Here is a 20,675-nt window from a genome sequence, read left to right on the forward strand (position 1 = left end):
GCTGTCGTACGTTGGGCTTACCGTCATCAACAGAGACCGCGTCTGACGAGGACGGTGAGGGCGATGGCACGCGACGGCGACATCAACGAGCCCACCAGCAGGTTTGCCGACCAACGGTCGGGCGACGTGCTCACGGACGCCCCGGACACACCACCGCAGACCCCACAGTCGGGTGGCGGAGCGGTCCGTGCCCTGCTCTGGGTGCTCGGCGCTGCGGCGCTCGCGGTGGTCGTGCTGCTCGGTGTGCAGACCACCGGGATCCTGCCCGAGTTTCGCAACCCGTTCACCAAGGAACAGACCGACCGCACGCAGCCGGCGCTGCTTGAGTCGATGCAGGATCTCAGCCGCTACGTGGCCGCCGAGGGCAATTTCCAGGTCGTGGTCGACCTGCAGAACGACCGGCGCAACGTGCCGGACTGGCTGCTCAACCAGCGGACCTTGTTCGTCGGGTCGGGCAGCGTCGAGGCATACGTCGACTTCGGCACGCTTACCGAGGGGGCGATCGTGCAGTCGGCCGACGGGAAGTCGGTCGAGATCAAGCTGCCGGCACCGCAGCTGGCCGAGACCAACCTCGACCTGGAGAAGAGCTACGTCTTCGCGGAGGAGCGCGGTCTGCTCAACCGCGTCGGCGACCTGATCGGCGGTGACCCGAATCGGCAGCAGGAGGTCTACCGGCTGGCCGAGGACCGGATCACCGCGGCCGCCCGGGACAGCGGCCTGAATGCCCGCGCCGAGGAGAACACCCGCAAGATGCTGGAAGGGCTGCTCCGCTCGCTCGGCTTCGAACAGGTAAGCGTCACCTACATCGCCCCCTGACCGCCCCCGCCCCCCCGTTCCCGCCCACGAGCGCGCCCACGCGCCCACGCGCGCCCACGCGCGCCCACGCGCGCCCACGCGCGCCCACGCGCCCACGCGCGCCCACGCCCCACGCCCACGCCCGCGCGCCCACGCCCGCGCGCCCACGCCCGCGCGCCCACGCCCGCGCCCCGCGCGCCCAGCGCCCCACGCGCCCAGCGCCCCACGCGCCCAGCGCCCCACGCGCCCGCGCCCCGCGCCCCACGCCCGCGTCCTGCGCCCCGCGCGCCCACGCCCGCGCCCCGCGCGCCCACGCCCGCGCCCCGCGCGCCCACGCCCGCGCCCCGCGCGCCCACGCCCGCGCCCCGCGCGCCCACGCCCCACCCGCCACGTGGCTGGGACGTGCAACTTCAGGGTTGCTGCTGCCTGCCGCGCGTCGGATACAGCAACAACCCTGAAGTTGCACCGGCTTGCGGGCGCGGCGCGGGGTGCGCGGCGCGGGGTGCGCGGCGCGGGGTGCGCGGCGCGGGGTGCGCGGCGCGGGGTGCGCGGCGCGGGGTGCGCGGCGCGTGGGGTGGGGTGGGGGTGGGGTCAGTGGCCGGGTACCAGGTGGCGGTCCTCGTTGGGCATGATGATCCAGAGCGCCAGGTAGACAATCACCTGGGTGCCCGGGAGCAGTAGCGACAGCAGGAACAACAGCCGGATCAACCCGGCCGAGGTGCCGAACCGGCGGGCCAGGCCGGCGCAGACGCCAGCGAGCATGCGCCCCTGCCGGGGCCGGACGAGTTTGCGACTCATTTCGTGTCACTTCCCCTCTGCGGCGTTCCGCCGCTGCTGGAGTCAACGCTAGGTACGGATGGCCGCCCTGCCCTCGGTCGGGAGGAGGAAGGCCACCTCGCTGACCCGTAGGTGCTTACCCGCGTGGGTTCCAGGCGACGCCTCCGGTCGGAATCAGGGGTACGGGATCAGGGGTAACTGCGACGCCGAGGGTGGAGGAGACGTGCTCCGGTGGGCGCTGTCGAGTTGAACCGTTTGTGCCGTCACGGGGGTGATTCGTCTGCGCCGTCGGCTCGACAGCGCTCGCACGTCGGTCATGGTGGCGTCCTGGGTAGTAGGCTCGCCGGTCGGACGCCCGCACCCGGGCGTCACCAGGGCCGGATCGCAGCCAGGACCGGCCACGACCGGATCGGCTCCGCAGCACGGAGCCGACCATGACCGGCCGCTGACCGGTGACCCCGGCGACGGCGAGAAGGCACAGCCATGATCAGCGTGTTCGACCTGTTCAGTGTGGGTATCGGGCCATCCAGTTCGCACACGGTGGGGCCGATGCGGGCGGCGCGTACCTTCGTCGCCGGGCTCAAGGCCGACGGTCTGCTCACCGGCACCGCCCGGGTGCGGGCCGAGTTGTTCGGCTCCCTCGGCGCCACCGGGCACGGGCACGGCAGCGACCGGGCGGTACTGCTCGGCTTGGCCGGCGAGGCTCCCGAGACGGTCGACACGGACGGCGTCGAGGCGCGGGTGAGCCGGATCCGGGCGGAGCACCGGCTGTCCCTGCTCGGCACCCACGAGATCGACTTTGACCCGGAGCGGGACCTGACGCTGCACCGCCGCCGGTCGTTGCCGTACCACCCGAACGGGATGCTCTTCTCGGCGTACGACGCGGGCGGGGCGGAGGTGCGCACGCGTACCTACTACTCCGTGGGTGGCGGGTTCGTGGTGGACGAGGCCGCGGCCGGCGCGGACCGCATCAAGCCGGACAGCACCCGGGTCCGGTACCCGTTTCTCACCGGCGCGCAACTGCTCGACGTGACCGCCACGACCGGGCTGTCCATCAGCGAAATCATGCTCGCCAACGAGGTGTCCTGGCGTGCCGAGGCGGACGTCCGATCCGGGTTGCTCGACATCTGGCGGGTCATGCGGGAGTGTGTCGAGCGCGGTTGCACCCGCGACGGCACCCTGCCCGGCGGTCTCAAGGTGCGCCGCCGCGCCGCCGAACTGCGGCGCAAACTGGAGGCCGACGCTGCCGCTCCGACCGTGGCTGCGCCCGCCGGGGTGGCGTTGACCGGTGGGACGCTGGCCGGACCGGTAGTGGGCTCCGGTGGGGATCCGCTGCACGTGATGGACTGGGTGACGCTGTTCGCGTTGGCCGTCAACGAGGAGAACGCGGCCGGCGGCCGGGTGGTGACCGCGCCGACCAACGGGGCAGCCGGGATCATCCCGGCGGTACTGCACTACTACACCCGGTTCGTGCCGGGTGCCTCCGAGGAGGGAGTGGTGCGGTTCCTGTTGGCGGCCGGCGCCATCGGGGTGCTGTTCAAGGAGAACGCGTCGATCTCCGGCGCGGAGGTGGGGTGCCAGGGCGAGGTCGGTTCGGCCTGTTCGATGGCCGCCGCCGGGTTGGCCGAGGCGCTGGGCGGCACGCCGGCCCAGGTGGAGAACGCGGCCGAGATCGGCATGGAGCACAACCTGGGGCTGACCTGCGACCCGGTGGGTGGCCTGGTACAGATCCCGTGCATCGAACGCAACGCGGTGGCTAGCATCAAGGCGATCACCGCCGCTCGGCTGGCGCTACGCGGCGACGGGGTGCACGCCGTCTCGCTCGACAAGGTCATCAAGACCATGCGGGAGACCGGCGCCGACATGAAGGTCAAGTACAAGGAGACGGCGCGCGGTGGCCTGGCCGTCAACGTGATCGAGTGCTGAGCGCTCGTGGGGCGGCGTTCACCGGCTGCTAACCTGTCGTCCGTTTGGAGCGGCCGGCGGCAGGGCGGTGGTGGCGAGGCGGGTCCTGGCCGAGGCTCTCAGCAGGCGGGAGACGGCGGTGACCTCTGGCGTCGGGGCGTTGTGGTCGCACCGCAACTCGCTGCGCATCCTGGTCCGGCGCGACCTGGCGGTGAAGTACCAGCAGTCGGTGCTGGGCTACTTTTGGTCGTTGATCGAGCCGCTGGGCATGGGCGCGATCTACTGGTTCGTCTTCGGTGTGCTCTACTCCCGCGACACCAACCGGTATCTCGGCGAGGCCGCCGGGTCCTACCCGCTGTTCCTGATCACCGGGATCTTCGCCTGGATGTGGACCAGTTCGGCGTTGAGCGAGGCGACTCACGCGCTCACCGGCCAGGCCCGGTTGATCACCACAATGAACGTGCCCCGGCAGGTCTTCCCGATCGGCCGGGTCGCCGGCCGCTTCGCCGAGTACGCCGCCGGCCTGCCGATCCTCGCCGGCATCGCGGTCTGGTACGCGGCGCAGGGCCGGATCGAACCGGGCTGGTCGCTGCTCGCCCTGCCGCTCGCGGTGCTGGTGCAGGCGACCCTGTTGATCGGGCTGGCGTTGCTGCTGTCGGCATTCAACGTGCTGATGCGCGACGTGGAGCGGTTCATGCGGCTGGTCGTCCGGGTGCTCTTCTACGCCACCCCGATCATCTATCCGCTGAGCCTGGTCCACGACTCCGGCCTGCCGAGCTGGGTCCGGGTGATCTACGAACTCAACCCGCTGGTCGGCATCTTCCAGCTGCACCACGCGGTGTGGTACCCGGACGAGTTTCCGGGTGGCCGACTGCTCGCCACCACCGTCGGCATCAGCGTGTTGCTGCTCGTGGCCGGCTGGTGGGCCTTCCGCCGGCTCGAACCCGCCGTGCTCAAGGAACTCTGATGAGTGAGACGATCATCGAGGCGGAGGGCCTCGGCATCCGGTTCGTCCGCAACCGCCGCCGGCAGTTGCGGCTGCGGGAGCTGTTCATCCACCGGGGTACGCGGGGTGCCTCCGACGGCCGGTTCTGGCCGCTGCGCGACGTCTCCTTCGCGATCGCCCCGGGGGAGACCGTCGGGGTGATCGGCCGCAACGGCACCGGCAAGAGCACCCTGCTACGGCTGATCGCCGGGGTGCTGATCCCCGACGAGGGGCGGATCCGGGTCTCCGGCGACGTCGCGCCGCTGCTCGAACTCTCCGCCGGCTTCGCCAACGACCTGACCGGGCGGGAGAACCTGTACCTGGTGGGCGGCCTGCACGGGCTCTCGTCGGGCTACCTGAAACGGCACTTCGACAACATCGTCTCGTTCGCCGGTGAGCAGGTGGAACGGGCCATCGACACCTCGGTGCGCCACTACTCGTCCGGCATGAAGGTACGGCTCGGCTTCGCGATCATCTCGCACCTGCCGCACCCGATCCTGCTGATGGACGAGGTGACGGCGGTCGGCGACGCCGAGTTCCGGGAAAAGTGCTACACGACAATCGATCGGCTGCTCGGGGAGGGGCGCACTCTGGTGCTGGTGTCACACAACGAAAAGGATCTGACCCGGTTCTGCCGTCGGGGCCTCTACCTCGACGCGGGTCGGCTGAGCGTCGACGGCACGATCGCCGAGGCACTGGCCGCGTACCACGACGCGGTTACCCGGTGACCCTCGCGATCGTGCTCGCCGCCGGATCACCGGCCGCGAGCCTGCCGACGGGTACCGGCGAGACGAATGTCGAACGGCTGGCCACCCAGTGGCGCCAAGCCGGCGCGACCGAGGTGCGGGTGGCCACCGACCTGGTCGAGCTGGCCGAACTGAGCGGCTCGGCGAACGCCCCGGTGGTGATCAGCGGGGCCGACCTGGTTGCCCACACGGCCGTCCTGCGGCACCTGCTGACCAGCCCGGTCGGGCCGACCGTGGCGTTGGTGCTGACCGATCCGCCCAGCGACGGTCGGACGGTGTTGCGCGAGGAGCGCGGCCAGGTGGTCGACGCGGGCCGACCCGAACAGTTGGCGGGGGATACGGCCACCGGCATCTTCGGCGGTGCGGTCCGGGTCGGCCGGGAGGACGTACCGGCGCTGGTGGCCGCCGCTCGTGCGGTCGCCGCCGGTCGGTTACCGGCCGGAGCCGTCGCGGTCGAGCTGTTCGAGTCGGCCGGACCGGTCGAGAGTGCGGGACCTGTCGAACCGGCAGGGCCGGTCGCCCGCGCCGGTACGGCGGCGGGGCCCGTCGTGGATCAGCTTTTCGCCGCCCTCACCGGGCAGGGCGCGCTGGTCTTCGCGCACCGGGTACGCCTGCTCGTCGCGCACCGGGTCGACGATGCCGCAGGGCTGACCCGGGCGGAGGCGGCGGTGGCCGCGGTCGACGAGGACCGGGCCGAGCTGCGGCTGTCGGTGAAGGAGAAGGACGACTTCTTCACCACCTACTTCGTCAGCACCTGGTCGCCGTACGTCACCAAGGTCTGCACCCGGCTGGGGTTGAGCCCGACGGCGGTGACCATGGTGTCGGTGGCCTTCGCGGCGGCTGCGGCGGCGATGTTCGCCGCCGGTGGCCGGCCGCTGCTGGTCGTCGGGGCGGTGCTGCTCTACCTCGGGTTCGTGCTGGACTGCGTGGACGGCCAGTTGGCCCGCTACACCCGCAACTTCAGCGCCTGGGGCGGCTGGCTGGACACCATGGCCGACCGGGCGAAGGAGTACCTCGTCTACGCCGGGCTCGGTCTCGGCGCGACCCAGGCCGGGTTCCGGTACGGCTGGGCTCTCGCCATCGCCGCGATGACGATGCAGACCGTGCGGCACATGACCGACGCGTGGTACGGCGTGCTGCACGACGAGGCGGCACGCCGGCCGAAGAGCGTCGGCGCTGGTGGCGGCGGCATCGGTGACCGGTTGAACGCCGCGTCGACCCGGGTGCAGGCCGATGCCGGCTCGGTGTCGTACTGGCTCAAGCGCACTGTGGTCTTTCCGATCGGGGAGCGGTGGGCGTTGATCTCGCTGGCCGTGGCGCTCTTCGACCAGCGGATCGCCCTGCTCGCGGTGCTGACCTGGGCCTTGCTGGCGTTCGGGTACACCGGCGCGCTGCGTACCCTGCGCGCCCGCTGGATGTGGGTGCCGGTGCTGGACACGCTGGACGCGACCCTGCACCGCGACGACGGTCCGCTGGCCGCCCGGCTACCCACGCTGCGTCGGCCGGGTCCGCTGGTGCTCGCGGTGGGTGCGGCGCTGGGCGCGGCGATCCTGCTGCTGGTGACGCTGGTGGACGGCACGGACGGCGGTGCGCCACCGTGGCTGCGTTGGGTGGCGGTGCTGGTGGTGCTGGCGGCCCTGCTGGTCGCCGCGGCCGGGTCCGGGGCGGCACACAACGGGCCGTTGGACTGGCTGGTGCCGGCGGCGCTACGGGCCGGGGAGTACCTGTTCGCCATCGCGGTCGGCGTGATCGGCGGCGCGCCGCCCTGGCTCATCTTCGGGTACGTCTTCGTGCTCACCCTGCACCACTACGACCTGGTCGCCCGGCTGGAGAAGCGGCAGCCCGCACCGCCGCTGCACGCCGCCACGCTCGGCTGGGAGGGGCGTTCGGCGCTGCTGGCCCTGGCGGCGATCGCCGGAATCGTGAGTATTGGTCTGGCTACACTCGGTATCTACCTGTTGGCGCTGTTCGTGGTGAGCGTGGTGCTGGCCTGGGTGGTCCGGCCGGTACGCCCCGCGCAGGTGCCGGCGGGTGCGGGAGGTCGTGCGACGCGTTGAGGAGGGGCCGGGACGATGACGCTTGTCAGCTTCGTCGTCCCGGCCTTCCGGGTGCAGGGCTACCTGCGCGAATGCCTGGACTCGATCCTCGCCCAACCGGTCGCCGACATCGAGGTGATCGGGATCGACGACTGCTCACCGGACGGCAGCGGCGACATCCTCTCCGAGTACGCCGAGCGCGACGACCGGGTGACCGCCGTACGCCTGGACCGCAACGTCGGGCTCGGCCCGGCGCGCAACGTCGGGCTGGACCGGGCCGTCGGCGAGTACGTCTGGTTCGTCGACGGTGACGACTGGCTGACGGCGGACTGCCTGGTCGAGGTGGCCGCCCGACTGCGCGAGACCCGGCCGGACGTGCTGCTCGTCGACCACGTACGCGCGCACTGGGACGACACGGTGACCCGCAGCGCGATGGCGGAGGTCTTTCCCGTGCCGCCCGGGGCGGTGACGTTCCGGCTGGTCGAGCGGCCGGAGACGGTGCGGCTGCTGCACACCGCGTGGAATCGACTGGTCCGCCGGCAGTTCCTGGCCGACGTGGGGCTGCGTTTCGCGCCCGGCTGGTACGAGGACGTCTCGTTCAGCTATCCGGCGCTGCTGGCCGCCGACCGGATCGGCGTGCTGGACCTGGTCTGCGTCAACTATCGGCAGCGGCGGGCGGGGGCGATCACGAGGACCCGCGGCGAGCGCCATTTCGACGTGTTCGAGCAGTGGCACCGGGTGTTCCGGGAACTGGACCGGCTCGGCGCGGCGGAGCTGCGGCCGGTGATCTTCGAGCGGATGATGTGGCACTACCTGGTGGTGCTCGGTAACGGCGACCGGATCGGACCCGAACTGCGACCGACCTTCTTCGCCCGGGTCGCCATCGAGCACGCCCGGTACCGACCGCCCGCCGGGCACCGGGTGCCGGGCGGGGCGGCCGGGCTCAAGCACCGGCTGGTGGCGGCCGGTCGCTGGCGTACGTTCAGCGCGTTGCGGACCGTGAGTCGGGCGGGGGAGACCGTTCGCCGGGTTGCCGGCCGGACCCGTCGTCGGGTGCTGCCACCGGCCCGGGTCGGGGTGCGGCGGGCCCGTGACGCGGTTCTGCGCCAGTACCAGCGGGCCGAGCGGCGTCGGCCGGTGGAGGAGAACCTGGCCGTCTACGCCGCGTACTGGTACCGCGGCTACACCTGCAATCCCGCCGCGATCTACGAGGCGGCCCGCCGGCTGGCACCGCAGGTCCGGGGCGTGTGGATCGTCCGACGGGACCGGGTGCACACCCTGCCGGAGGGGGTCGAGTACGTGGTCGCGGGCACCCCCGCGTACCACCGGGCGCTGGCCCGGGCGCGATGGCTGATCAACAACGTCAACTTCCCGGACTCGGTGCGCAAGCGGCCGGGCACGGTGCACGTGCAGACCCACCACGGCACCCCGGTCAAGGTGATGGGGCTGGACCAGCAGCGCTACCCGCTGGGCGCGGGCGGGATGGACTTCGCCGGGCTGCTGCGCCGGGTGGACCGGTGGGACTACAGCGTCACCTCGAACGGCTTCTCCACCCAGATGTGGGAACGCGCCTATCCGGCCGGGTACGCCACCCTGGAGGTCGGATACCCGCGCAACGACCGGCTGGTCACCGCGACCCCGGAAGAGGTGCTGCGACTGCGCGCGGAGTTCGACGCCGGTCTCGGCGAGCAGGTCGTGCTGTACGCGCCTACCCATCGGGAGCATCTGCCCCGGTACCGGCCGCCGTTCGACCCGGAGCGCTTTCTGGACGCGCTCGGCCCCGCCGGCCTGCTGCTGATGCGCAGCCACTACTTCCACGACCGGGACCGGCGGTCGCCACCGCCGGCCGCCCGTGGTCGTCTCCTGGACGTCAGTGCCCATCCCCGGGTCGAGGATCTGTACCTCGCCGCCGACGTGCTGGTCACCGACTACTCGTCGGCGATGTTCGACTACGCGGTCCTGGACCGGCCGATCGTCATCTACGCGCCGGACTGGGACGCCTACCGCCTGACCCGGGGCGTCTACCTGGACATCGTCGCCGAGCCGCCCGGCCCGGTGGCCCGGACCTTCCCCGAACTGCTCGACGTGTTCCGCTCGGGTGCGCTGCGGTCGCCCGACGGCGAGCGGGCCCGGGCGCGCTTCCGGGAGCGGTTCTGCGCCCTGGAGGACGGGCGGGCCGCCGAGCGGGTGGTACGCCAGGTGTTCCTCGGCGAGAACCCGGGCTGAGTTGGAAGTTCCGTGTAATCGCTGCTAATCGATGGAACGTAATAGGTCTGTCACGATTCAAACATGGCACGTTTACCCGATGTGCCACCCGCATGATCCTTGCCACGGTCATTCGGGGTTCCGTGGACAAGGTGGGGAGGAGACGGTGACCACCGTCGCGCTCAAGGACGTCACAAAGGTCTTCCGCGACGGCACGGTCGCGGTCGACAGCATCAATCTGGACGTGAACGACGGTGAGTTCATGGTGCTGCTCGGGCCGTCGGGTTGCGGCAAGTCGACGGTGCTGCGGATGGTCGCGGGCCTGGAGGACCCGACCTCCGGCGCGGTGATGCTCAACGGAGAGCTGGCGAACGACCTGCCGCCCCGGGAGCGGAAGATCGCGATGGTCTTCCAGGACTTCGCGCTCTACCCGCATATGAGCGTCAACGACAACATCGCCTTCCCGCTCAAGCTGGCCGGGGTCGAGCCGACCCCGCGCGGCGAGCGGGTCACCGACGTGGCCAGCGCCCTCGGCATCGGTGACGTGCTGGCCCGGCGCCCCAGCCAGCTCTCCGGTGGGCAGCGGCAGCGGGTCGCCATGGGCCGCGCGATCGTCCGGCGGCCGGGGCTGTTCCTGATGGACGAGCCGCTGTCCAACCTGGACAGCGGGCTGCGCGCGGAACTGCGGGCGGAGATCTCCGGTCTGACCCGCGAGCTGGGGGTCACCACCATCTACGTGACGCACGACCAGGCCGAGGCGCTGACCATGGCCGACCGGGTCGCCATCATGCGCAAGGGCGTACTCCAGGACGTCGGCACTCCGACCCAGGTGTACGGGCGGCCGGCGACCCTCTACGTGGCCGCGTTCCTGGGCAGTCCCCGGATGAACCTGCTGGAGGCGTCGGTCTACGTTCACCTCGATCGTTACGTCACGCTCACCCTCGGGGAACAGGCGCTCTACCTGCCCTGGGACGACATCCGCAGCCGAGCCGTGGCGCACTACCACGGCGAGCGGATCGTGGTCGGGATGCGGGCCGAGGCGCTCACCCCGGTCGCCCCGGACACCCCCGGCGACGTGCTCCAGGGCCGCATCCGCTACCTGGAGCATCACGGCCACGAGTCGCTCGCCTTCCTCGACATCGGCGCGACCGCCATCATGGTGGACGACATCGGCGCCCCAGCGGACGCGGACGCTCCGCCCGGTCAGCGCGGCCTGCGCCGGTTCGGCCAGGTGATGCAGCGAATCACCGGCCGGGCCAACGAGTCGACGACACCAGCGGCCGACGGCGGCCGGACCAGCGTGCTGCACGACCCGGGCCGGCACCACCGTCGCCCGGCCGAACTCGCGGTCCGGCTCGCCCCGTACCCCGCCGTCACCGCCGGCCACCCACTCGCGGTCCAGGTACGCATGGACGCCCTGCACTTCTTCGACGAACGCGGCGACCGCATCGACGTCGGCTGGCGCTGACCAACCCTCGCCCCCCTACCCCCCGCCCCCGCCCCGTCGATCATGCAGTTGCGGCACTCGATATGCGGCATAAGTCCCCTTTATCCCGTGCCACAAGTGCATGATCGGCGCGGTGGGGCGAGGGGGCGGGGGGGCGGGGGGAGGGGGACCACGCGAGGTAGCGGGTGAGGCCGATCTCGTTGCGGCCGTACTCGACCTTGGGCAGTAGGCGGGCCATCGAGCGGGGCCACGGATGCCCGCAGGCCCGGCAGCACCACAGCGGGCGCCGGTTGCGGACCAAGGCCGGCCGCTCCCAGGAGGCGCTCGGCGAGCAGAACAACTATTCGGCCTCGCTCGTGGCCTCGGTCGAGCTGTGCCGCCGCGCGCCCAGGGAGGAGTTCATCCAGCGCTGCGACGAGGCACTGCACGGCGAGGGGCTGCTGCTGCGCATCCGGGAGGCGATCCTCAAGGAGCGCCCGGTCGGCGGCCCGAAGGTGAAGCGGGAGGAGTTGCGGCACCTGGTGGCGGTGGGCGACCGGAGGCTGGGGCACCTGCACGTGGCGCCCCGGGGTGTGGGCGCCTATGCCGGGCTCAACGGTGCCTTCGTGATCGCCACGCCGCCCGAGGGCGACGACCTCGCCTACCTCGACAACCGCTCACCTGGCGCTCCTTCCTGACGTACGCCAAACGGAGCTGACCCGGTCCGTGGCAGTGCAGGTGCGCCGGAGTCGGCGTGTCGGCCACCTGTACTGCCACGGTCGCTCCTTGCCTGGCGAAGTTACTGGCGGGTAGCTTGACGGTATGACTATCGACTCGCGGCAGGTGGCGGCCGGCATGCTTGAGGCGGTGCCCTTCGCCCGTACGCTCGGCTTCGAATTCGTCGAGGTGGCCCCGGAGGCGGACGGTTCGGTCCGGGCGGTGGTCCGGCTGCCCGACTCGCCGGCCACCCACAACCACATCGGTGGCCCGCACGCCGGGGCCATGTTCACCCTCGGGGAGACGGCCTCCGGTGCGGTGGTGCTCGCCGCGTTCGGTCACCTGCTCGACCAAGCCACGCCGCTGGCGGTGCGGGCGGAGATCGCGTACCGCAAGCTCGCCCTGGGCCCGGTGCGGGCAACGGCGCGGCTTGGCCGCCCACCGGCCGAGGTGGTCGCGGAACTGGAGGCCGGCGAGCGACCCGAATTTCCGGTACTCGTGGAGATCGCCACCGAGGAGGGCAAGCCGACCTCGGAGATGACCGTCATCTGGACCCTGCGTCCGAACTGACCCCGCAAGCTCACCTCGTCAGTCGCCAACCGCAACGCCCGGCCCCAGTCGAGCGCGACATGCGGCATGTCGCCCCTCCCGCGATGGAGCAGTGCGGCGGGGCGGCCGGGCAGCGCGCCCGACATGCCGCGAGTCGCCGCTGCCTCCTGCCCCGGTTGCGCGCCCGACATGCGGCATGTCGGGGCTTGCTGTCCCGGGGATTGCCCGACATGCCGCAAGCTGCGCCCGTCCCGCGCTGAGACCGTCGAGGGTCGTCGATGTTGCCGGAGTGGGCCCAAGCGTGCTGGAATGGCTCATATCGCCGCAGCGCGGGGGCAAACGCGCTGAGTACGGCCAGCACGGGAGCAACGCAGTGCCGGTTGCGCATCGCTCGGGCGGCTGCCCGCGCGGTCGCTCACCTGGGCCAACTTCACCGGTCACACCTATCCGGGCACGGTGTTCCGTTCGTATCACCGGCATGCGTCTTCGCGTCGACCGAGGCGGTCGAGCGTCGACAGGCCGGGGGCGTCCCAGCGGTCCGCAACGTACATACCGGCGACGAGGTGAGAAGCGATCATGATTTCCCGGGAGAGTTTCGCAGGGTGGCTCCGGCACCGCTACGTGTTGGCGGCGGCGATCCTGCTGGTGGTGTCGGCGGGCGCTGTCGTACTCGTCAACTCGGCCAGCTCGAAGACAGCTCCGCCGGATCTGCACGGGCAGATCATGAGCTGGATGCGTACCACGCTGGAGGACGCGGACCCGGAGCAGCACAACCACGCCGGGCACGACATTCAGCAGGTGGCCAACGGCGAGGAGACCAAGCCCGCGGTGATCTGCGGCGTGCACGTCTACGGCTACGAGCCGGCCGAGGTCACCGTGCTCGCCGACGTGCAGACGGTCTACGGCTTCCACCTCTGCGGGGTCGCCGAGCAGGGGCGCCCCTGGGACTGGGCGGTCAAGCTGGCCGGCCCGGTGATCATCGACATGTCCACCGAACCGGCGGGCATCCAGGTGGTCGAGGCGACCGAGGACACCAGGTTCATCGACCGGCTGCGACAGATGTTCCCGGCCAAGTACGCGGAGCTGGCGGAGAGGGAGGCCCTGGAGCCGTCCGAGATGGCCGATCTGCGCCGCCGGTACGACTCCGCCGCCGGACTCTGACCACGCCAGGCAGGCGGGGGTGCGGCCGACTGACCGCACCCCGCGCGCCGCCGCGCCGGTATCCGTGGAAGTGCGTTTGCCGGCACGCGTCGGCGGATAGATTGATACGATGCTCGGCCTGCCTGACCATGTGACCGCTGTTCTGTTCGACCTCGACGGTGTGCTCACGCAGACCGCCCGGGTGCACAACGCCGCCTGGACCGAGACGTTCGACGACTACCTGCGGCGGCGATCGGCCACCACAGGTGAGCCGTACCGGCCGTTCGATCCGGGGCCGGACTATCACCGATACGTCGACGGTCGCCCGCGTCTCGACGGGGTGCGCACCTTCCTCGCCTCCCGTGGCATCACCCTGCCCGAGGGCGCACCGGAGGATCCGCCGGGTGCCCAGACCGTGTACGGCCTCGGCAACCAGAAGAACGCCATGGTGTTGGAGCGGATCCGCACCATCGGGGTGGACGTCTATCCCGGCTCGGTCGCGTACCTCAAGGCGGTGGCCGCGGCGGGCCTGCGGCGGGCGGTCGTCACGGCCAGCGCCAACGGCCGCGAGGTGGTCGCCGCCGCCGGCCTGGAGCCGATGCTGGAGGCCCGGGTGGACGGGCTCACCGCCCGAGCCGAAGGGCTGCGCGGCAAGCCGTACCCCGACACCTTCCTCGCCGGGGCGAAACTGCTCGATGTCACGCCGGAGAAGGCGGCTGTCGTTGAAGACGCGTTGGCAGGTGTCGAAGCCGGCCGGGCCGGCGGTTTCGGGTACGTGATCGGCGTGGACCGGGCCGGCCACGCCGACGAGCTGCGCGCCCACGGTGCCGACGTCGTGGTCGATGATCTTGCCGACCTGCTCGACACCGGGCGGCCCGAGTGATCCGGGAGCGGGCGTACCCGGTCGAGCCGTGGCACGTCCGGGAGACCCGGCTGGACATGGACGTGCTCGCCCAGTCCGAATCGGTGTTCGCATTGTCGAACGGGCACGTCGGGCTGCGCGGCAACCTGGACGAGGGGGAGCCGCACGGGTTGCCCGGCACCTACCTCAACTCGTTCTACGAGCTGCGGCCCCTGCCGTACGCGGAGGCCGGCTTCGGCTTCCCCGAGTCCGGCCAGACCATCGTCAACGTCACAAACGGCAAACTCATCCGGCTGATGGTCGACGACGAGCCGCTCGACGTGCGCTACGGCGAGGTCCTCGCCCACGAGCGGATCCTCGACATGCGCGCCGGCACCCTGCACCGCTCGTTGCACTGGCGCTCGCCGGCCGGGCGTGAGGTCCGGGTGAACAGCACCCGGCTGGTCTCCTTCCGGCAGCGCTCGGTGGCCGCTATCCGCTACGAGGTGGAGGTGGCCGACGACGAGCCGCTACGGTTGATCATCCAGTCGGAGTTGGTGGCCAACGAGACGTTGCCGCCACAGAGCCGCGACCCGCGCGTCGCCGCCGTGCTGGAGTCGCCGTTGCAGGCGGAGGAGGAACTGACCACCCCGGCCGGCGGGCTGCTGATCCACCAGACCAAGGTCTCCGGGCTGCGGGTCGCTGCCGCCATGGACCACGAGGTGGCCTCGCCGGCCCGGACGTCCGTTAACTCCGAAGGCTACGAGGACTGGGTCCGTACCACGGTGGCGTGCGTGCTGGAGCCGGGGCAGAAGCTCCAGGTGGTCAAGTACCTGACCTACGGTTGGTCCAGCCGGCGCTCGCTGCCGGCGCTGCGCGACCAGGTCGGTGCCGCGTTGGCCGCAGCGAAGCTGGACGGCTGGGACGGGCTGGTCCGTGAGCAGCGGGAGTATCTGGACGAGTTCTGGGACGCCGCCGACGTCGTGGTCGACGGGGATCCGGAGGTGCAACAGGCGGTTCGGTTCGGCCTGTTCCACGTGCTCCAGGCTGGTGCGCGGGCGGAACGCCGGCCCATCTCGGCCAAGGGGCTCACCGGTCCCGGGTACGACGGGCACGCGTTCTGGGACACCGAGATGTTCGTCCTGCCGGTGCTGACGTACACCCATCCGGCCGCCGTACGGGACGCTCTGTACTGGCGTTTCTCCACTCTGGAGCAGGCCCGGGAACGGGCCCGCACGCTGAATCTTGCCGGTGCCGCCTTCCCGTGGCGCACCATCGAGGGGCCGGAGTCGTCGGGGTACTGGCCGGCGGGCACCGCCGCGTTCCACATCGCGGCGGGCATCGCCGACGCGCTGCGGCGCTACGTGCTGGTGACCGGCGATCAGCAACTGGAGCGGGAGATCGGGCTGGAGTTGCTGGTGGAGACCGCGCGGCTGTGGCGCTCGCTCGGGCACCACGACCGCGCCGGCAACTTCCACGTCGACGGGGTCACCGGTCCCGACGAGTACACCGCCGTCAAGAACGACAACATCTACACCAACCTGATGGCCCAACGAAACCTCCGCGCCGCCGCCGACGTGGCGATGCGGTACCGCGACGAGGCGTTCCACCTCCGCGTCACCGACGAGGAGGCCGCCGCGTGGCGCGATGCCGCTGCGGCCATGCACATCCCGTACGACGAGGAACTCCGGGTGCACCAACAGGTGGAGGGCTTCACCCGGTTGCAGGAGTGGGATTTCGACCAGACCCCGCCCGACAAGTACCCGCTGCTGCTGCACTATCCGTACTTCGACCTGTATCGCAAGCAGGTGATCAAGCAGGCCGACCTGGAGTTGGCCATGCACTGGCGGGGCGACGCCTTCACCACCGAGGAGAAGCTGCGCAACTTCCTCTACTACGAGCGACGTACGGTCCGCGACTCGTCCCTGTCCGCCTGCACCCAGGCGGTGCTGGCGGCGGAGGTCGGTTACTCCGACCTGGCGCACAGCTATCTGCGTGAGGCCGCGCTGATGGACCTGCACGACCTGAACGAGAACACCCGCGACGGCGTGCACATGGCCTCGCTCGCAGGTGCCTGGATCGCACTGGTCGCCGGGTTCGGCGGCCTGCGGGACCATGACGGGACGCTGTCCTTCGCGCCCTGCCTGTCCAGCCGGCTCAACGGCCTGTCGTTCTCGCTCCAGTGGTGCGGGATGCGGCTGCGGGTCGACGTACGCGGCCATGACACGACGTACGCCCTGCACCACGCCGCCGCGGACGCCGTCATCGAGCTGCGGCACCACGGAAAACCGGTGCGCGTCACCTGCGACGAGCCGGTGACCGTACCAAATCCGCCGCCGCGCACGGGCCTGCCGACACCGGAGCAGGCACCCGGGCGGGCACCCCTGCTCCGGCTGCCGGAGAACCCGGCCTGACCCGGGTACCTCGTCGTCAGATGGGCTCGCCCTGGGAGGGGCGGCCGGTGGCATCGTGGGGTGTCCTCGCCCGGGGATCGTCGGCCGAACGCGCCTGGGCCGCTTCGTCCGCCCAGTCCCGTCCGCGCCGATCGTCCTGCTTCCGCCGCTCACGTTCGGCGGCGGACTGCACGGGCTCGCGCTGGTGATGCGCCATGACGGTCCCTCGCGATCTGTCGGCGGCGCCGGTGACGCCGGTCCGTCTGCGGTCGCCCGTCGGCTACCCGGCACCCCCCGGCGCAAACCCGCTCCGAGGGCGGCCGGAGGGCGTGTTGGCGGCCGGGCCGGGTATCCGAGTTGACGAGTCAGCCACTGGGGGGCGAGATGGACGTGCGCGGCGAAGCGGTGACGATCCCGGCGGGTGAGGTCCTGCTCCCGGCCGATCTGCTGGTGCCGGCGGAGCCGGTCGGGGTGGTCCTGTTCGCGCACGGCAGCGGTAGCTCCCGGCACAGCCCGCGCAACGTGGCAGTGGCCCACCAGCTCAACCGGGCCGGGTTCGGCACCGTCCTGGTGGATCTGCTCACCCCGGCCGAGGACAAGGTGGACGTGGTCACCGCCGAGCTGCGCTTCGACATCGGTCTGCTGGCCGACCGTCTCGCGGGGATCGTGGACTGGCTGGCCACCGAGCGGCCGTTCGGCACGACTCCGGTCGGCCTCTTCGGCGCGAGCACGGGGGCCGCCGCCGCGCTGGTCGCTGCGGCTCAACGACCTGATCTGGTACGCGCGGTGGTGTCGCGCGGTGGTCGGCCCGACCTGGCTGGCTCCCTGCTGGGCCAGGTGCGCGCCGCCACGCTGCTCCTGGTCGGCGGGCTCGACGAGCAGGTGATCACCCTCAACGAGCGGGCGCTCGGTCAGCTCACCTCCCGGGCCGAACTGCGGGTGATCCCCGGCGCGACACATCTCTTCGAGGAGCCGGGCACGCTCGATCAGGTCGCCGGGGCGGCGGCTGACTGGTTCCACGACCACCTGCACCCCCAGCCCGCCGCCGCCTAAAACACCCACCCGCTCTCCGCTCTCCGCTCGGGTGCGGCCCGTGTGGGTGGGTGGTCGCGACATGCGGCATGTCGGGTCATCCGGTGGGCGTGAGGGTGCGACATGCGGCATGTCGGGTCCGTGGGTCGGCCTGAGGCGCGCGACTCGGGTATTTCCTGTCTGCGCGGTTGCCGGTGGGGTCGCGGTTTGCGGCATGTCGGGCTTTCCCGTCGGGCTGACAGCCCGACATGCCGCAACCTGATGCCGAGCGCCGAGCGCCGAGCGCCGAGCGCCGAGCGCCGAGCGCCGAGCGCCGGGCGCCGGGCGTTCGGGCGTCGAGCGCCGGGTGTTGGGCGTCGGCGACGTCAGCTCGGCTCGGGGGTGGGTCCGGACGACGACGGTGCGGGGGGCGATGGTGCGGGGGGTGTGGTCGTCGGGCCGGGCGGCGGCGTTTTCGATGGTGGTGAGTCGGGTGCCGGTGGGCGGGACGCCGAATCGGACGCGTTCGCGGCGGCCTGCCGTTGACGCTGCACGCTGTCGATGACCCGCCAGGCGACCGCGGTGATCGGGACCGCCACGAAGGCACCCGCGATGCCGGCGATGAGGGTGCCGGCGGTCACCGCGACCAGGATCACCACCGGATGCAGCCGGACCTGGCGCTTCATCACCAGTGGCTCCAGCAGGTTGCCCTCGATCTGCTGAACGGCGATCACAGCGGCCAGGGTGAGCAGGGCGGTGGTCGGTCCGTTGGCGGCCAGTGCCACCAGCACCGCGACCGCGCCGGCCACCGTGGCACCGACGATCGGCACGAACCCGCCGATGAACGTGATCAACGCTAGCGGGAACGCCAGCGGCACTCTGAGCAGCACCAGCGCCAAGCCGATACCGATGGCGTCGATGGCCGCGATCAACATGGTGCCCCGGCTGTATGAACCGAGGGTGCGCCAGCCGATGCGGCCCGCCTCGGCGGCGATGTCCCGGTTGCGCCCGGCGGCCCGGCGCAGCGTCCACCGCCACATCTCCCGGCCATCCTTGAGCAGGAAGAACAGCAGCACCAGCGCGAGCAGAGCGGAGCCCACGACCTCGGCCACGGTGCGGGCGCTGGCGACCGGGTCCACCTGCTGCTGGCTGATCGCCTTGCGCATCTGGTCGAGCAGACCGTCGAGCTGCGCGTCGCTGACCGGCAGCGTGGAGGTGACGAAGTCGCGGGTGTGCTCCAGCCCTTGCCGCAGTTCCTGGCCCAACTCGCTGAACTGGTCGGCGGTCAGGCTCCACACCAGTGCGCCGACGCCGCCCAGGATGCCGAGTAGGAGCAGGACGCTGAGCAGAGCGGCGAGCGCGGCCGGCAGGCGCAGCCGGCGCAATGCCAGCTGCACCGGATCGAGCAGCGCGGCGAGGAACAGGGTCGCGGCCACGGCGATGGCCAGCGGGGTGACCAGCAGCGTGATCCGCGCCAGCAGGTAGAGCCCGGCGGCGATCACCACCAGGCAGGCGCTCCACACCACCGCGGAACGGACCAGCCAGGGCAGGGCGGCCCAGGTCTGGCGCGGCCCGGCGCCCCGAACCGCCGTCTCGTCGGGTTGGTTCCCGCCATCGCTTGCGACCACGTCGGCCCTCCTCAATGTCCGGCGAGGTCGGTACCCGGTCGACGTTCCTCCGACACTAATCGCCTGAGACCGAGCCGGCGGGCGTTCGGCTATCAGTACGCGGCGACCGCTGCCCGGCCGACGACCGCCGGGATTTCCCGGGTCTGCTCGGCGGCACCGGGTGCGGTCAATGGCAGGACCGACTCGCGTTCCGCTGCCACCGGCAACAGCGCGGCGGTCGCTTCCTCGCGAAGGCTCCTCGCCGCGGCGGCGGAGAGTTCCGCGGCCCGCCAGGTCGCCTGCTCCCGTTCCCGGGCCGCCCGCTGCCGGGCCAGGAGGTGGTCGCGTACCGCCCGACGCAGCAGCAACTCCTGCTCCACCGGGTGCAACCGGGGATCCCAGCCGCGGTGCGCGAAGACGTCGCTGAGTTGCTCCACCGACAGTTCCCGCCGCCAGTACGCGTCCAGGGCGGCCCGGTGCAGCCAGCGCTCACGGTCGGCGTACTCGGCAGGGGTGCGGGCGGTCTGCGGCAGCGGCATGCCGGCGGCATCGGAGAGCCGGCGTACGTCCGCCTCCGCCGTCTCGTACGCCCGCCAGGCCTGCTCGGCCTCGTCCTGCGCGGCGAGCCATTCGTCGCGGCGGTGCCGGGCCGTCGCGTCGGCCCGCTCCGCGGCGATGGTGACCTCCTCGGCCCAGCGTTCCTGGTCACGTCGTTGATCGGCGTGGTCGGACCGGCTCGGCAGCGCGGCGTCGCGAATGCGGGTGCCGGCGTCGAAGCGGAAGAGTCGAGGTCGTAGCAGCAGGCCGGTGACGGCGAGCAGCACCACGCCGAGCAGGCCCAGCCAGATGGCGGCGGCACGGGGCGCGTCGAGCAGAACGGAGGAGAGAGCGGTACGCATCATCAACACCTCGCGGTCGGGATGAGTCGTCGACTGTGATGGACGCGGGTTGTGACGGCGGGCCGGGTACCTGGAGCACGGTTGATGCCGTTCCCGGGCGGTCGGATCGGACTCGCCGGGACGGTCCCGGGATCACCGTGGCGGTGGCGCGATGAGGCCGGGTGGCCGCTGGGCACGGCCGGCGGGCGGCAGCGTCACCTGGCCCGATCGGTCGGCCGGACCACCGTCGGTCAGCCGGTGGGTGGGCCGCGCCGGGTCGGCTCGCCCGCACGGACGGCGGGCACCGGGGCGACGCGGTGGTCGATCCGGGTGGCGTCGGCCGGCGTGGCGTCGGCACCTGCGGATGGCAGTGGCGCGCTGTTCGCCGACACCCGCCAATCCTGGGCGTCCTCGACCGCATGGGCGGGCTCGACGGCGGGCCGGACGGTCGACATCGCGGTGGATGGCGAGCCGACGAAGACCGTGGCGCTCGGTGGCGGTACGGCGGTGGGCCGGGCCGGCGGATCGGCCGTGACGGCCCCGCCGATGCCGACGGCGAGCACCAGGGTCGCCAGCGCCATCCGGGTCAGTTCACGTAGTGCGCACAGCATCGCCGGCCACAGTGGACGGGCGAACGCTGGAGACGGCACCGGTCCAACCTATC

Annotated in this window: 18 protein-coding genes; 13 read left to right on the forward strand and 5 right to left on the reverse strand. The window is 71.7% G+C overall.

Translation table 11 applies throughout. The features are described from left to right. Positions 1-63: 63 nt before the first annotated feature. Positions 64-816 carry a DUF4230 domain-containing protein gene (locus tag O7601_RS09180; RefSeq protein WP_281565760.1) on the forward strand — a complete coding sequence of 251 codons (753 nt, stop codon included), beginning with the start codon at positions 64-66 and terminating at the stop codon, positions 814-816. A gap of 570 nt (positions 817-1,386) precedes the next feature. Here O7601_RS09180 and O7601_RS09185 read toward each other — a convergent pair. After that, complete coding sequence (locus tag O7601_RS09185) at positions 1,387-1,593, reverse strand: PspC domain-containing protein (protein ID WP_281565761.1); 207 nt, start codon at positions 1,591-1,593, stop codon at positions 1,387-1,389. Between the two features lie 462 nt (positions 1,594-2,055). Here O7601_RS09185 and O7601_RS09190 point away from each other — a divergent pair, with 462 nt between their 5' ends. The 11 genes from O7601_RS09190 (at position 2,056) to O7601_RS09240 (ending at position 16,536) form a co-directional block, all read left to right on the forward strand. Then, the gene (locus tag O7601_RS09190; protein ID WP_281565762.1) at positions 2,056-3,498 is read left to right on the forward strand and encodes an L-serine ammonia-lyase; all 1,443 of its coding nucleotides are present in this window, start codon (positions 2,056-2,058) and stop codon (positions 3,496-3,498) included. A 118-nt stretch (positions 3,499-3,616) separates the two neighbouring features. Then, complete coding sequence (locus tag O7601_RS09195; RefSeq protein ID WP_281565763.1) at positions 3,617-4,444, forward strand: ABC transporter permease; 828 nt, start codon at positions 3,617-3,619, stop codon at positions 4,442-4,444. Next, on the forward strand, positions 4,444-5,190 hold the full coding sequence (locus O7601_RS09200; protein ID WP_281565764.1) for an ABC transporter ATP-binding protein: 747 nt from the start codon (positions 4,444-4,446) through the stop codon (positions 5,188-5,190). The genes O7601_RS09195 and O7601_RS09200 overlap by 1 nt, the downstream gene beginning before the upstream one ends. A gap of 41 nt (positions 5,191-5,231) precedes the next feature. Then, positions 5,232-7,265 (forward strand): DUF5941 domain-containing protein, encoded by a 2,034-nt coding sequence (locus O7601_RS09205; RefSeq protein ID WP_281566856.1) that lies wholly within the window; start codon positions 5,232-5,234, stop codon positions 7,263-7,265. Between the two features lie 15 nt (positions 7,266-7,280). Continuing rightward, positions 7,281-9,470 carry a bifunctional glycosyltransferase family 2 protein/CDP-glycerol:glycerophosphate glycerophosphotransferase gene (locus tag O7601_RS09210; protein ID WP_281565765.1) on the forward strand — a complete coding sequence of 730 codons (2,190 nt, stop codon included), beginning with the start codon at positions 7,281-7,283 and terminating at the stop codon, positions 9,468-9,470. A gap of 145 nt (positions 9,471-9,615) precedes the next feature. Beyond that, entirely contained in the window at positions 9,616-10,917 is a 1,302-nt protein-coding gene (locus O7601_RS09215) for an ABC transporter ATP-binding protein (RefSeq protein ID WP_281565766.1), read from the forward strand. Positions 10,918-11,186: 269 nt separating this feature from the next. After that, complete coding sequence (locus O7601_RS09220) at positions 11,187-11,573, forward strand: Scr1 family TA system antitoxin-like transcriptional regulator (RefSeq protein WP_348650240.1); 387 nt, start codon at positions 11,187-11,189, stop codon at positions 11,571-11,573. 124 nt (positions 11,574-11,697) lie between these two features. Further along, positions 11,698-12,162, forward strand: coding sequence for a DUF4442 domain-containing protein (locus tag O7601_RS09225; RefSeq protein ID WP_281565767.1), 465 nt, complete (start codon positions 11,698-11,700; stop codon positions 12,160-12,162). A 555-nt stretch (positions 12,163-12,717) separates the two neighbouring features. Further along, entirely contained in the window at positions 12,718-13,302 is a 585-nt protein-coding gene (locus O7601_RS09230; protein ID WP_281565768.1) for a hypothetical protein, read from the forward strand. A gap of 109 nt (positions 13,303-13,411) precedes the next feature. Continuing rightward, the gene (locus O7601_RS09235; protein ID WP_281565769.1) at positions 13,412-14,164 is read left to right on the forward strand and encodes an HAD-IA family hydrolase; all 753 of its coding nucleotides are present in this window, start codon (positions 13,412-13,414) and stop codon (positions 14,162-14,164) included. Then, positions 14,161-16,536, forward strand: coding sequence for a glycosyl hydrolase family 65 protein (locus O7601_RS09240; RefSeq protein WP_281565770.1), 2,376 nt, complete (start codon positions 14,161-14,163; stop codon positions 16,534-16,536). The genes O7601_RS09235 and O7601_RS09240 overlap by 4 nt, the downstream gene beginning before the upstream one ends. A gap of 16 nt (positions 16,537-16,552) precedes the next feature. Here the strand turns inward: O7601_RS09240 and O7601_RS09245 are convergent, their stop codons facing one another. Continuing rightward, positions 16,553-16,732: a hypothetical protein gene (locus tag O7601_RS09245; RefSeq protein ID WP_281565771.1), complete on the reverse strand. Its 180-nt coding sequence runs from the start codon at positions 16,730-16,732 to the stop codon at positions 16,553-16,555. Between the two features lie 167 nt (positions 16,733-16,899). Here O7601_RS09245 and O7601_RS09250 point away from each other — a divergent pair, with 167 nt between their 5' ends. Next, positions 16,900-17,568 (forward strand): alpha/beta fold hydrolase, encoded by a 669-nt coding sequence (locus tag O7601_RS09250; protein WP_281565772.1) that lies wholly within the window; start codon positions 16,900-16,902, stop codon positions 17,566-17,568. Positions 17,569-17,912: 344 nt separating this feature from the next. On the opposite strand, the gene O7601_RS09255 is transcribed toward O7601_RS09250, so the two are convergent. From O7601_RS09255 to O7601_RS09265, 3 genes are all read right to left on the reverse strand, one after another. Then, a complete protein-coding gene (locus O7601_RS09255; RefSeq protein ID WP_281565773.1) occupies positions 17,913-19,154 on the reverse strand; it encodes an AI-2E family transporter in 1,242 nt (413 codons plus the stop codon). A gap of 92 nt (positions 19,155-19,246) precedes the next feature. Continuing rightward, on the reverse strand, positions 19,247-20,035 hold the full coding sequence (locus tag O7601_RS09260) for a hypothetical protein (protein WP_281565774.1): 789 nt from the start codon (positions 20,033-20,035) through the stop codon (positions 19,247-19,249). A gap of 227 nt (positions 20,036-20,262) precedes the next feature. Continuing rightward, a complete protein-coding gene (locus O7601_RS09265) occupies positions 20,263-20,661 on the reverse strand; it encodes a hypothetical protein (RefSeq protein WP_281565775.1) in 399 nt (132 codons plus the stop codon). Positions 20,662-20,675: the final 14 nt, after the last annotated feature.

This window comes from Verrucosispora sp. WMMD573, from assembly GCF_027497175.1.
Lineage (GTDB): Bacteria > Actinomycetota > Actinomycetes > Mycobacteriales > Micromonosporaceae > Micromonospora.